General features: G+C 59.3%; 12 protein-coding genes. 6 read left to right on the top strand and 6 right to left on the bottom strand.

Annotated features, from left to right (window positions below; translation table 11 throughout):
- Nucleotide 1: 1 nt before the first annotated feature.
- From KQ933_RS29840 to KQ933_RS29825, 4 genes are all read right to left on the bottom strand, one after another.
- Entirely contained in the window at nucleotides 2-1,063 is a 1,062-nt protein-coding gene (locus tag KQ933_RS29840) for an ABC transporter ATP-binding protein (RefSeq protein ID WP_216759581.1), read from the bottom strand.
- Nucleotides 1,060-1,950: an ABC transporter permease gene (locus KQ933_RS29835; protein ID WP_216759580.1), complete on the bottom strand. Its 891-nt coding sequence runs from the start codon at nucleotides 1,948-1,950 to the stop codon at nucleotides 1,060-1,062. Before KQ933_RS29835 ends, KQ933_RS29840 begins: the two co-directional genes overlap by 4 nt.
- Nucleotides 1,951-1,953: 3 nt before the next feature.
- Nucleotides 1,954-2,907 (bottom strand): ABC transporter permease, encoded by a 954-nt coding sequence (locus KQ933_RS29830; RefSeq protein ID WP_216759579.1) that lies wholly within the window; start codon nucleotides 2,905-2,907, stop codon nucleotides 1,954-1,956.
- An 80-nt stretch (nucleotides 2,908-2,987) separates the two neighbouring features.
- Complete coding sequence (locus tag KQ933_RS29825) at nucleotides 2,988-4,553, bottom strand: ABC transporter substrate-binding protein (protein WP_253958439.1); 1,566 nt, start codon at nucleotides 4,551-4,553, stop codon at nucleotides 2,988-2,990.
- A 661-nt stretch (nucleotides 4,554-5,214) separates the two neighbouring features.
- Here KQ933_RS29825 and KQ933_RS29820 point away from each other — a divergent pair.
- On the top strand, nucleotides 5,215-5,496 hold the full coding sequence (locus KQ933_RS29820; protein WP_301925084.1) for an amidase family protein: 282 nt from the start codon (nucleotides 5,215-5,217) through the stop codon (nucleotides 5,494-5,496).
- Here KQ933_RS29820 and KQ933_RS29815 read toward each other — a convergent pair.
- Nucleotides 5,437-6,579: a mandelate racemase/muconate lactonizing enzyme family protein gene (locus KQ933_RS29815; protein WP_216759578.1), complete on the bottom strand. Its 1,143-nt coding sequence runs from the start codon at nucleotides 6,577-6,579 to the stop codon at nucleotides 5,437-5,439. The two genes, KQ933_RS29820 and KQ933_RS29815, sit on opposite strands and share 60 nt — an antisense overlap.
- Before the next feature lie 62 nt (nucleotides 6,580-6,641).
- On the opposite strand from KQ933_RS29815, the gene KQ933_RS29810 reads away from it, so the two are divergent.
- From KQ933_RS29810 to KQ933_RS29790, 5 genes are all read left to right on the top strand, one after another.
- Nucleotides 6,642-7,340, top strand: coding sequence for a GntR family transcriptional regulator (locus tag KQ933_RS29810; RefSeq protein ID WP_216759577.1), 699 nt, complete (start codon nucleotides 6,642-6,644; stop codon nucleotides 7,338-7,340).
- Between the two features lie 111 nt (nucleotides 7,341-7,451).
- Nucleotides 7,452-8,690: a sugar ABC transporter substrate-binding protein gene (locus tag KQ933_RS29805; protein WP_216759576.1), complete on the top strand. Its 1,239-nt coding sequence runs from the start codon at nucleotides 7,452-7,454 to the stop codon at nucleotides 8,688-8,690.
- A 69-nt stretch (nucleotides 8,691-8,759) separates the two neighbouring features.
- Nucleotides 8,760-9,677, top strand: coding sequence for a carbohydrate ABC transporter permease (locus tag KQ933_RS29800; RefSeq protein WP_216759575.1), 918 nt, complete (start codon nucleotides 8,760-8,762; stop codon nucleotides 9,675-9,677).
- A gap of 3 nt (nucleotides 9,678-9,680) precedes the next feature.
- Nucleotides 9,681-10,526 (top strand): carbohydrate ABC transporter permease, encoded by an 846-nt coding sequence (locus KQ933_RS29795; protein ID WP_216759574.1) that lies wholly within the window; start codon nucleotides 9,681-9,683, stop codon nucleotides 10,524-10,526.
- An 11-nt stretch (nucleotides 10,527-10,537) separates the two neighbouring features.
- Complete coding sequence (locus KQ933_RS29790; protein WP_216759573.1) at nucleotides 10,538-11,605, top strand: ABC transporter ATP-binding protein; 1,068 nt, start codon at nucleotides 10,538-10,540, stop codon at nucleotides 11,603-11,605.
- A gap of 195 nt (nucleotides 11,606-11,800) precedes the next feature.
- On the opposite strand, the gene KQ933_RS29785 is transcribed toward KQ933_RS29790, so the two are convergent.
- Complete coding sequence (locus KQ933_RS29785; RefSeq protein WP_216759572.1) at nucleotides 11,801-11,977, bottom strand: hypothetical protein; 177 nt, start codon at nucleotides 11,975-11,977, stop codon at nucleotides 11,801-11,803.
- Nucleotides 11,978-12,094: the final 117 nt, after the last annotated feature.

Genomic DNA, 12,094 nt, shown 5'->3' with positions numbered 1-12,094 from the left:
CTCAAGCCTCCATGGTGACGGGCGCACGGCTGTGGCCCGACCCCGGTGTCGACATCAGGCAGGCTGCGGACTGCTCGTCGGAGACCGTTGCCAACAGCGGCGGAGTTCGGCTGCAGGCATCCTCGGCGAAGGTGCAACGGGTATGAAAACGACAGCCGCTGGGCGGATCGATCGGGTTCGGTGGATCTCCAGAAAGCGGTGGCTCCAACGTTCTCTCAGATGGATCGATTTTGGGCATCGAGGCCAGCAGCGCTGAAGAATAGGGGTGCCGCGTGTTTTCGAAGACCGCCTGTCGGCTGCCGATCTCGGCGACCTTGCCGAGATACATCACCATGACCCGGTCGCACATGAAGCGCACGACGTTGAGATCGTGGGAGATGAACAGATAGGTTAGCCCGAAGTCGCGCTTGAGGTCGAGCAGCAAGTTGAGAACCTGTGCTTCCACCGATTTGTCGAGCGCGGAGACCGCCTCGTCGAGGATGATCAGCCTTGGTTCGAGTGCCAGCGCGCGGGCGATGTTGACGCGTTGCCGCTGCCCGCCCGACAGTTCGTGCGGGTATCGCCCGGCAAAGCGCGTTGGCTCCAGCCCCACCCGATAAAGCAGGTCGTGGGCGCGTGCAATCGCCTTTCCGGCCGGGACACCATGAACCTGCGGCGCAAAGGCGATCGATTCCTCGATCGTCAGCCGAGGATTGAGAGATGCATAGCTGTCCTGGAAGACCATCTGCACCTGACGCCGGTATTGTGCAAGCGGTAGCGTGCCGCCGACTGTCTCGCCATCAAACAGGATGTCGCCCTGATCGCGAACGATGAGATTCATCAACAGCCGCGCCGTCGTCGATTTACCGCAGCCGCTTTCCCCGACGACGCCGAGCGTCTCGCCCTTGAGAATATCGAAGTCGACGCCATCGACGGCGCGTACGACTTTCCGCGGTCCGAGAAAGCCACCGCTTTTGACCGGAAAATGCTTGAGCAGACCGCGGGCAGAGATGAGGGGTTGAGCCGGTCCGCCGCGCTCGCCGATTTCCATGTCCTGATTGTAGGGTGAGATTGTTGCGCTCATGACTTCACGTCCATGGCTGTGCGCAGCCCGTCGGAGAAAAGATTGAAGCAGACCGAGGTGATGAAGATCATCAATCCCGGCAAAGCAGCGACGAACGGATTGTTGTAGATCGCTGTTCTTAGCGTATTCAACATCAGACCCCATTCGGCATCGGGCGGACGCACACCAAGGCCGAGGAACGACAGGCCGGATGCAAGGATCATAGAGACCGAGATCAGGCTCGTGGCAAAGACGAAAATGGGGCTGAGAACATTGCCGAGAATGTGTACCCGAATGATGGTGTGATCAGGAGCACCGGATGCGCGGGCCGCATCGACGTAATCGAGTTTCCTGACCTGGGTCGTGACGCTTTCAGCAACGCGCGCGATCTGCGGGATGAAGACCACGGTCAGCGAGACCAGCGCATTGGTCAGACCCGAACCAAGGGCACCTGACAAAGCGACGGCAAGCAGCACGGAAGGGAATGCGTAAAAGACGTCGATCGTGCGCATGATCAGCGTATTGGTAATCCCGCCAGCATAGCCGGCGATGATGCCGATCGCCGAGCCGATGACGAAGGCGACCGGAACCGGGACGACGCCCATCACCAGCGAGAGACGGGCGCCGTAAATCAGACGCGAGAGCATATCGCGCCCGAGTTCATCGGTGCCGAGGATATATCCGGGTGTGCCGGTCGGCTTCAGGCGACGGATGACGCTGCCTTTCGACGGGTCATAAGGGGCGATATACGGCGCGAATATCGCGATGAGCACCAAAAGAATGACGACGCCCAAAGCCGTGAGCGCTACCGGATCACGGCTGAGGCGGCGAACGACACCACCCCAGAATCCGGGTGATTTGAGGACTTTTGGCGCCTCCGAGGCCAGATCTGCTGTAATGACGGCCATGGGTCAGCTCCTCTGGATGCGCGGATCGATTGCGCTCTGCAGCACATCGACAACGAGGTTGAGGAGGACGAAGAACATCGCAAGCACAAGGATCGTGCCCTGCAGGATCGGCAGGTCGCGGGTGAAGATGGCGCCGTTCAACAGGAAGCCGGTGCCCGGCCAGGAGAACACGGTCTCGATCAGGATCGATCCGCCCAGGAGATAGCCCAGTTGAAGGCCCATGACAGAAATAGCGGTCGGCGCTGCATTACGTATCACATGACTCATGATCTGCCGGTTCATCAGCCCCTTGGCAGCCAGTGCCTGGGTGAAGTCCTGTGACAGGATGTCGGCCACCAGCGACCGAATGGTGCGTGCAATGATGCCCATCGGAATGACCGACATCGTGACCGCAGGCAGGATCAGGTATTGCAGATATTCCCAGCTGAAGCCGCGTCCGTCCGATCCCCCGGGGCCGCCGCCCATTGCAGGCAGCCAGCCGAGCGTGACGGAAAATGCGATGACGAGAACCATGCCCAGCCAGTAATGTGGGACGCTAACGCCAAGCATCGCGAATGCGGAGGCCAGGCGATCAATCCAGCTACCCCGCAACACGCCTGCCACCAAGCCGAGTACCGAGCCGACGGTGAAGCCGATGATCGTCGCGGCGACCGCCAGGATGATCGAGTTGACCGAGGCGTCCATAATCTCGCTGAGCACCGGGCGGCCGGACGCGATCGAGATCCCCAGGTCGCCGTGCAGCGCCCGCCATGCCCACAGGGCGTATTGCACCGGCAATGGACGATCGAGCCCATAGAAGGCCCGCATCTGGTTCTGCAGGTCCGCAGAGGCATCGGTTGGCAGGATCGCCGCCAGCGGGTCACCCGGCGCAATATGGATCAGCATGAAGCAGACGATGCTTACGCCGATGGCCACGGGAATGACATGCAGCAGTCGTTTCAAGGCATAGGCCAGCATGGTGTCCTCACAAGACGGGTTCGATCGGGCATCCTTGGGACTGCGCACCCGTGGGCCAGGGCGCAGCCCAGGCATTGGATTTAAGGGTCCATGCTGATCGTGGAGAAGTCCTGGAACCAGTTCTGTGCCTGGACGAAGCCCTTGACCTTGCCGGTCATGGCACGCGGGTTGACGTCATGCGTGACCATCAGAAACAATGCTTCGTTCACATATTTCTCGTGGATCTGCTGAAGCACCTTGTCCTGTTCGGCAGGGTCGAAGGTCGTGCGCACCTTGTCGAAGAGGGCATCCATCTCGGGGTCGCAATAGTAACCCCAGTTGGTGCCGTTCGGTGGTGCGAGGTTGCATTGCGACTGGCGGATCAGCGCGGTGAAGGGATCCTGGATGAAGTAACTGTAGTTGATCGCCGTCGCACCCTTTGCGCTCGGGTCCTTGGCACCTGCACGCCAGATGTTGATGACGGTGTTCCAGTCAGCCACCTCGTATTCGATCTTGATGCCGATTTCAGCCAGCGTCTGTTGGATGTATTCGTTCATCTGTAACGGCAGCATCTGGCCAGAACCCGAGGACGAGATGATGACCTTGGTCGTGACGGGCTTGTCGGGACCGAAGCCGGCCTCAGCCATCAGCTTCTTTGCCTCTTCGACATTGTAACTTAGCTTGAACGTCGGGTTGCCGAACCACTGGTGGCCCGGCGGCAGATAGCCTTGCGCCGGGATCGACAGACCGCCGAGTAGTTCGTTCAGGCCGTCACGATCGACCGCAAGGTTTGCCGCCTTGCGAACGCGAATGTCATTCCACGGCGAACCCTCGACGCGGGAGAAATGCCAGGTCCAGTTGTGCGGGTAGGAGTTGGTGATGATCTTGAAGCCAGCGTCCTTCAGCGAGCTGACGGAATCTGGAGCCGGTGCTTCGATCCAGTCGACCTGGCCGGATCGAAGCGCGGCGACGCGGGTGTTCGGTTCAGGCAGCGGGATGAGAACCAGCTTGTCGAGCTGCGGTACGCGCTTCTTGTCCCAATAGTCCTTGTTGGGCGTCAGCTCGACGCGCTCGCGCGGGGTGAAACCACTTTCGATCTTCCATGGGCCGGTGCCAGAGGGCTTCTGGGCAACGGCATCCCAGCTCTTGCCCTGGGCTTCCCAGTTCGCCGGCGATGACATCAGGATCCAGCTGATTTGGTAGGGCAGGGTGGCGTCCGGTGTCTTGGTGGTAATTTCGACCGTGAGCGGATCGATGACCTTGTAAGAGGCAACGGCCGGAATGCGTGATTTGCCTTGCGCGGACTGACGCTTGTCGAACTGTGGGGCATCCTGCTTCAGGATCTTGTCGAGATTCCATACAACGGCATCTGCGTCAAAGGCACTGCCATCATGAAACTTCACCCCATCACGAAGCTTGAACACCCATTTCGTTTTATCAGTCGCGTCGACGTCCCAGGAGACCGCAAGGCTCGGTATCAGGATCGAAGGTTTGTCTGCGCTCGTCAGATCCCATTCGATGAGCGAATTGTAGACGGTATAGCCCATGAACCGCTGACCCTCGCCCCCTTGGTCGGTTTGGCCAGTCGTCAGGGGAATATCGGAGGCAGTCATCCCGATGCGCAACGTACCCGCAGCCAGTGCTCCGCTTGCGTTTGCCGTCGTCATTGCAAACGTAGCAGATACTGCAAGGATTGCCGTGCGGAAGATCATGATCATTCGCTGGCTACGGGAAATGTGAGTGTCCCTATGCGTCATTACGTTCCCTCTTTTTGGCTGCCTCTGAGCGTCTGCCCAGTCGAAAAAAGAGAAGCAGGTTTCGTGCCAAGTTATGTGAAATTATAATTTCATGTTATTGGCCAATTAGATAGCCTGTGACTGGGAGATGTATTGCCTGCTCATCATGACTTTGAAGTTGCCGAGTTTCTGAGCTGCGGTTAAAGCATATGCTCAAACAAGCGCCAGGGATCCACCGTGAGCAAAACAGCTATTTCTCAACCGTGGGAGGACTGTCTCCTCAGGCAAGCCTTTTGTCGAGCAACGCTGTGTTTACGACGGCCCCCGTGGTTACCCGCGTGACCTCTTGAGGGCTAATCTTCACAATGCAGGTTGCGGATCGCGCCTGGAAATGATTGCCGGATCCGAGCGCTCGTAACGAAGCCGACGCCCATGTGGTTACCGCTTGCTTTGAGACAATCCGGCCAGTGATGGGCTTCGGTCCTAAAGCAAATCCGAAGCCCAATGCTATAGTGCCCCTGGACAGGGCGGAGCATCGGAAGCGGGACGACAAAGCAAGCGCCGTGGGAAATCTGGCGAGCCGGTCGGGCCATTGGATGGCGTGCCTCTGACCGTGAAAGACAATATTGCGGTCAAGGGAATGCGCGCTACCTGGGGCAGCCGCCTGTTTGCGAGCCACGTTTCTGACGACGACAATGATCTTTGTCGGAATGGTCAATCCAGATCGAGGTCCACCTCCTGCGAACAAGAGGCTTATGCCACGAACGGGAGGAAATGCTGCGCTCGTCGCTGTTTGCCTATTGCGAACTTATCCTCATGGGAGGAGAGGAAGGCGGTGGTTTTTTGGGGCCGGTCCAAGTTTGGACCGCTCTAGTCGCTGTGGGCGCGCCCATTCGCGCCGTGCCCCCTCCGAAAGCACCAATCCATGACCCAGGCGGTCCGGCGCGTAGGCGAAGCCGTCGCGGATCTCGATTGGCGTTTCGACCAGGTGGTCAAAGTTCTGGAAGGAATATTCCAGCCATTCGACCTCCGGCAGGGCAACAGCCATGTGAACGCCGATCTCCAGGAAGGTATTGCCGAGGCTGACCGGGATGCCCAGTTCGGCGGCCAGCCAACCGATGCGCATAACATCCGTCACCTGGCCGTGAACGTTCAGAATGTCGGCGCCGTGATGGTCGAGCAGGGTCCTCTTGCCGGACAGATCGAGATATTCTCCGCTGTTGATCTGCGTCCAGTTGACCGCGTGACGCAGGGTTCGCAAACCCTCGAAATCGTGGCGCAGAATGGGATCTTCCACCCAGAGGAGATTGTGTCCTGCATCGCGTATTGCCGTCAGCTTGACCAGGGCCTCCTTAGAGTTCCAGGCTTCGTTCGGATCGATCATGATCTGCGATCCCTCCGGCACGACCTTCTTCAAGAGTTCGAGGCGGGCAAGGTCGCGGGCAAAATCAGGATGGCCGACCTTGATCTTGAAGGCCGTGTAGCCGACGCTTGCAGCATGCGCGAACAGCGCGCTGAAGGCGTCGTCGCTCAGGTGGAAATCAAGGCCGCTCGCATAGGCGCGGACGCGATTGCGTCGGCTTCCGAGGAGGCGGTGCAAGGGCATGCCTGCCTGCTTGGCGGCAAGATCCCAGAGGGCTACCTGCAGCGCTTCGTGGAATGGCAGGGAGTAGGCGCGCTGGTTGCCGCCGCGCGGTCGGTTCACGCGGTGAACCAGTCCGATCGCCTTTTCTCCCTTGATCGCGGGCCAGACTTCGTTTTCGAAAACGGCCTCGATCTCGGCCTGATCCGGCAGGGGATAAAAAAGGGTCTGGATGAAGCCGAGCCCCACCTCTCCTGTGTCCGAGATCAGTTCGAGCGCGGCGACGTTGGTCTCGTCGGCGCGAACCTGGCTGTCGCCGATTACGCGGTCGCGGGCAAATTGAAATCGGGTTATACGGAAGCGGGAGAGAGACATCGTAGCGCTCGCTGATCGTTTAATTTGTTGATCTGATCGATCAGAAAGGTGATATCGGACCTATGAAGAAACTGCAAGAGCCGCATGCCGCGAAGTCGGTGATTGGGGATGCCGCGGCAACGCGCCTCAGCGACATAGCCTATGAGCGCGTCCTGGAAAGCCTGTTCGAACGGAAGGTGCCGGTGGGTGCCTTCATCTCGCAGAACGAGCTGTCGGCGGTCGTTGGTGTTCCCGTGGCACCCTTGCGCGACGCGCTGCGCGTGCTAGAAACGGAGGGCATTCTGACCATCCACCCGCGCTCGGGCATCCAGTTCGTCCGGCCGGGCATGGAACTTACCCGCTCCACCTATCAGTTCCGTTCCATCGTCGAGCGCGCGGCTATCAGGGTGTTTGCCGAGGAGGGCGACGAGAATCTGATGAATGCCCTGGAAGTCAGGCATTCCAGGCTTATTCGCCAGCTTGAGCGTAACGGCATAGGACCTGAGCAGCTTCTGGAGACGGACGCGCTTGAGTTGGAACTGCACGGTGAGATCATCAAGGCCCTGCGCAACCCGCTGATCGACAGCGCCTACCGGCGCATGCACAACTACCTGCGTCTTCTGCGGCTGGAGCGAAAGGTCACGACCCCGATCCTTGTGCGCACGTTGAAGGAGCACCTCGATATACTCGAAGCATGCAGCACGAGGGACGCGGATGCTGCCGAAAAGGCCCTGATCGCGCACTTCCAGGCTGCCGTGCAACGCAATCTCGGTCTTGTTTGAACGTTTCCGCGCTCGCTGTCTTCGACCGAGTGTGTTGCGGGATCTCCAAAACGATGATATTGCCATCTGATCGATCAGATTGATGATCTGATATCTCGGGAGGAGATAGTAGTGCAACTCAGCAAGCGTGAATTCCTGATAGCCTCGGCAGCGCTAAGCCTGGCGGCCAGCCTTCGCAGCGCCAATGCCGCGACCGCCATCAACTACTGGCACCATTTCGCCAGCCAGTCTGAGATGGCCGGACTGGCAAAGATCATCCAGCTCTTCGCAGCGGCAAATCCGGATGTGGCGGTGACGCAGGAGGGCATTCCCAATTCCGAATATATGGCGAAGGTTTCGTCGGCTGTCGTTGCCGGCGGGCGTCCCGATACCGGCATGGTGATCGCCGAGCGTTTTGCCGACCTGACGGCGATGGGAGCGCTTGTGGACATCAGCGGGCGCGTCAACACTTGGGCCGGCAAGGCGAACCTTCCCGACAACCGCTGGACGGGAATGTCGCAGGACGGCGCCATCTATGCAGTTCCAGCCTATGCCTTCGTCGACTGGATGTACTACAGAAAAGACTATTTCGAGGAAGCCGGTCTTTCCGCTCCCCCGAAGACCTTCGAGGAATTCCTGGTCGCTTGCCGAAAGCTGACGGATCCTTCCAAGAACCGCTATGCATTCGGGATGCGCGGCGGCGCTGGCGCTTTCAAATATGTCATCGATGTTATGGAGGCGTTCGGCTCGCCGCTCGTCAAGGATGGTCAGGCAGCCATCGACAAGCCCGCGGCCGTCGAGGCGATCACCTTCTATGCCGACCTTTTCCGCAAGGAGAAGGTGGTGCCGCCCAGCGCGCCGAATGATAGCTATCGTCAGATCATGGAAGGTTTCAGGACCGGTCAGACGGCGATGATCTGGCACCATACCGGCTCGCTCATCGAGATCTCGGCAGCGCTCAAGCAGGGCGAGCAGTTCTCGACCGCGCCGATGCCTGCAGGTCCCAAAGCCCATATTGCCCGCGTTGCCTATGCCGGCAACGGGATCTTCAAGGAAGACAATATCGAGGCCGCGTGGAAGTGGATCAGCTTCTGGGGCGAGACGGATGCGGCTATCGCGCTTCTCGAGGCAACGGGATATTTCCCGGCCTCCACCGCAGCGTTGAAGGACGACCGCATCACGGGCAACCCGATCTACAACGCGGCAACGCAGACGCTGGAGTTCGGGAGGTTGCCCAACAGTTTCGTAGGTGCCGCCGGTTGGTCGGAGAACGTCGTCAATCCGACGTTCCAGGCAGTCCTTACTGGTCAGTTGACGCCGGAACAGGCCGTGGACCGCTTCATCGAAGGCCTCGAAGCCGCCCTTCGCTAACCTCGTTCAGGCGCGATGTCCTGATGGGGCACGCGCCTTAATCACGGACGGCGCCATCGCCGATATTCAATGACATCAACCTTACGCAGCCGACCGCTCCGCCGCCTTGGCGAACTCTCGGAGACACGCTCCTGGGTCTATCTTCTCCTGTTGCCGAGCCTCCTTCTACTTCTCCTCGTCGTCGCTTACCCGACGATCTACGGCTTCGTCATCAGTACGCGGGAAATGCGCCTCACCCGGCCGGGCCTCAACGGCTGGGTGGGAATGAAGCACTATGTGGCGATGATGTCCGATCGGGTCTTCTGGATCTCGCTGAAGAACACCGCGATATGGGTGGTGGCGGCGGTCGCCGTCGAGATGACGCTCGGCTTCATCGCTGCCATTGCGCTGAACCGAAATCTGCCGGGGACGAAGATCTTCGGCGTTTTGATCCTGCTGCCCTATTTCCTTCCGAATGTTGTCGCCGGACACATGTGGGCGCTGCTTCTCGACCCGCGGCTTGGCGTCGTCAACGACATCTTCGTCCGGATAGGCCTGCTCAATGCCTACAAGGCATGGTTTGCCGACCCGAATACCGCGCTTGCCGCCACGATCCTCGTCGAAGCCTGGCATGGGTTTCCATTCTTTGCCCTGCTGTTTCTCGCTGGCCTGAAAGGGATTCCCGAGGACCTATACAAGGCTGCCGCCGTAGACGGCGCCGGTTCCTTTACGAAATTCCGGTTGATCACGGTGCCGATGCTCAAAACGGTAATCGTCGCTGCAGTCATCCTGCGTGTCATCGGCCTTGTCAATTCTCCCGATCTTCTGCTGGTCCTGACCGGCGGCGGCCCCGGAAACGCGACGCAAGTCCTGTCGCTCTACGCCTTTCAGACGGCCCACCGGGATTTCAATTTTGGCTACGCCGGAGCTCTGTCGGTCGTGATGTTCCTGATCCTGATGATGTTTGCGACGATCTACATCCGCCTGTCACGTATAACGAAAGAATGATCCATGTTTCGAACCAAACATAGCAGGCGTTTGGCAGCCGACGTTCTCACCTACATCGTCTTGTGCGCGCTCGGGATATTCTGCCTTGGTCCGATCCTCTGGATGTTCCTGACCTCACTGAAGGCCGAAACGGACATCGTCACCTCGCAGATGCAATATATTCCCCGGCAGGTGACATTTCAGAACTACGTGGCGATCTGGACGCAGTCCAACTTTCCGGTTTTGATCGGCAACAGCCTGATCGTAACCATCGTCACCGTGGCCATCTGCGTCGTTGCCGGCACGCTGGCGGCTTACGCGTTTGCACGGATGACATTCCGCGGCCGCAACAGCCTCATGCTGGGCTACCTGCTGATCCGTATGTTCCCCGCCGTGATGATGATCATCCCGCTTTATGTGATGATGAAAACCGTCGGCCTGGTGGACAGCCGGTTCGGCCTTGCGCTTGCCTATACCAGTTTCCTGCTGCCGCTTTTCGTGTGGATGCTCAAGGGCTTCCTGGACGCTGCGCCCAGGGAGCTCGAAAGCGCCGCGCGCATCGACGGATCGACGCGGCTCGGCGCCATGGTCCGCATCGTCTTACCGCTGGCGCGCAATGGTCTGCTCGCCAGTTCGGTCTTCATTGCCATCGCCGCCTGGAACGAATTCATTTTCGCCCTCATGCTGACCACCGGGCAGGGATCGCGCACATGGCCTGTCGGGCTGCAACTGATGGTCGGTGAATTCCAGCTTCCATGGGGTGTTCTGGCCGCCGGCGGCATTCTCAGCATTCTGCCCGTCATGCTTCTTTTCGCAATCGTCCAGCGGGCGATGGTCCAGGGGCTCACTGCCGGCGCAATCAAGGGCTGAAGGAGACGATCATGGCTACGCTCTCACTCAAAAACATCCGAAAGTCCTACGGTGCGCTTGAGGTCCTCCACGGGATAGACGTCGAGCTTGAGGATGGCGGTTTCCTCGTTCTGCTCGGACCGTCCGGTTGCGGCAAGTCGACCTTGCTCAACATCATCGCAGGGCTTGACGATTCCTCCAGCGGCGATGTCGCCATTGGTGGCCGCTCGGTATCGGCTCTGCCCCCGAAAGACCGCAACATCGCGATGGTCTTCCAGTCCTACGCGCTTTACCCGACGATGTCGGTCGAGCGTAACATCGGTTTTGGTCTGGAGATGCGTGGTGTACCGGCGGACCAGCGGCGCGAAGCCGTCGCGCAAGCCGCCGACATGCTGCAGGTCACGCATCTCCTTGACCGCAAACCGGCGAACCTGTCCGGCGGTCAGCGCCAGCGCGTAGCAATGGGACGCGCAATCGTCCGGAATCCGGACTTGTTTCTGTTCGACGAGCCGCTTTCCAATCTTGATGCCAAGCTCAGGGTGGAGATGCGCACCGAGATCAAGAGGCTCCATGAGCGGCTTGGGACCAGCATCGTTTACGTGACGCATGACCAGATCGAAGCCATGACATTGGCTACCAAGGTGGCGGTCATGAAGGGTGGCCATCTCCAGCAACTGGCCGATCCGCGAACCATCTACGAGCGCCCCGCCAACATGTTCGTCGCCGGTTTCATTGGTTCGCCGGCCATGAATTTTCTCCGGGGACGCGTGGTCAAAAGCGATCGTGGTTGGCAGTTTCGCGCGGAGGGGGTGGCGCTGGAACTCGGAGCCGGAAACGGTGAATTGACCAAGCGGGATCTGATCCTGGGTGTTCGTCCGGAGGAGTTGAAGATTGTAGAAGGACACGGCGCCTTTCATGGTGTCATCGACGTGGTCGAGCCCACCGGACCGGATACGATCCTGACGACGGTCATTGGTCCTCAAACCGTTATCGCTCGGGTGGAGCCTCGATTTTCCGGAAAGAGGGGAGATCCAGTTGCCTTTGCCGTGGATCCATCGAGCGTCAATGTCTTCGATGCAGAGACGCAGCTGAGGCTATAGCGCTGAGGCGGTCGCATCTATTCGCGTCGGTGCGCACGCTGCGCCCAGTCAAGAACGTCACTGGCGCTCGTCAAACGCTCGCGCCGGCTCCAATTGTGTTGGCAAAGTCCAGCGCGTGGACTCCCCCGGTAAGGTGTATGGTAGCTATAACCGACGGCATTCCTTGAAACCTGCCGCCGTGCATGTGATCGGTCTCTAATCGCTGGCGCGATCATCGAGCGTCGAACGTTGCAGCGGCAGGTCCTGCTCGCCTCGGACCAATGGTTTCAGCAGCAAAATGCTGAAGACCGTAGCGATCATCAAAAACAGTACGATCAGGACAAGATGATCGATGATCAACCAGCGCAGCCAGCGCCCCGTTTGCTCGGACATTGACGTTCTCCAGGGGGATGATTGAACTGGGGGAATGAAGCTCCCCAGATCTCTCATTTCTCCGTGCCTTACAGGGCGAAAATTATCACTCCCCGCGCGCCGCAGCATTGCGCGAGG

Source organism: Rhizobium sp. WYJ-E13, from assembly GCF_018987265.1.
Taxonomy (GTDB): Bacteria; Pseudomonadota; Alphaproteobacteria; order Rhizobiales; family Rhizobiaceae; genus Rhizobium.
This window is presented reverse-complemented; position numbering and strand designations above follow the sequence as displayed.

Coding starts and splice junctions, on each gene's coding strand:
- KQ933_RS29790 (WP_216759573.1), top strand. CDS start 10,538: ATGGCTACGCTCTCACTCAAAAACATCCGAAAGTCCTACGGTGCGCTT.
- KQ933_RS29800 (WP_216759575.1), top strand. CDS start 8,760: ATGACATCAACCTTACGCAGCCGACCGCTCCGCCGCCTTGGCGAACTC.
- KQ933_RS29810 (WP_216759577.1), top strand. CDS start 6,642: ATGAAGAAACTGCAAGAGCCGCATGCCGCGAAGTCGGTGATTGGGGAT.
- KQ933_RS29785 (WP_216759572.1), bottom strand. CDS start 11,977: ATGTCCGAGCAAACGGGGCGCTGGCTGCGCTGGTTGATCATCGATCAT.
- KQ933_RS29835 (WP_216759580.1), bottom strand. CDS start 1,950: ATGGCCGTCATTACAGCAGATCTGGCCTCGGAGGCGCCAAAAGTCCTC.
- KQ933_RS29795 (WP_216759574.1), top strand. CDS start 9,681: ATGTTTCGAACCAAACATAGCAGGCGTTTGGCAGCCGACGTTCTCACC.
- KQ933_RS29830 (WP_216759579.1), bottom strand. CDS start 2,907: ATGCTGGCCTATGCCTTGAAACGACTGCTGCATGTCATTCCCGTGGCC.
- KQ933_RS29815 (WP_216759578.1), bottom strand. CDS start 6,579: ATGTCTCTCTCCCGCTTCCGTATAACCCGATTTCAATTTGCCCGCGAC.
- KQ933_RS29825 (WP_253958439.1), bottom strand. CDS start 4,553: ATGACGACGGCAAACGCAAGCGGAGCACTGGCTGCGGGTACGTTGCGC.
- KQ933_RS29840 (WP_216759581.1), bottom strand. CDS start 1,063: ATGAGCGCAACAATCTCACCCTACAATCAGGACATGGAAATCGGCGAG.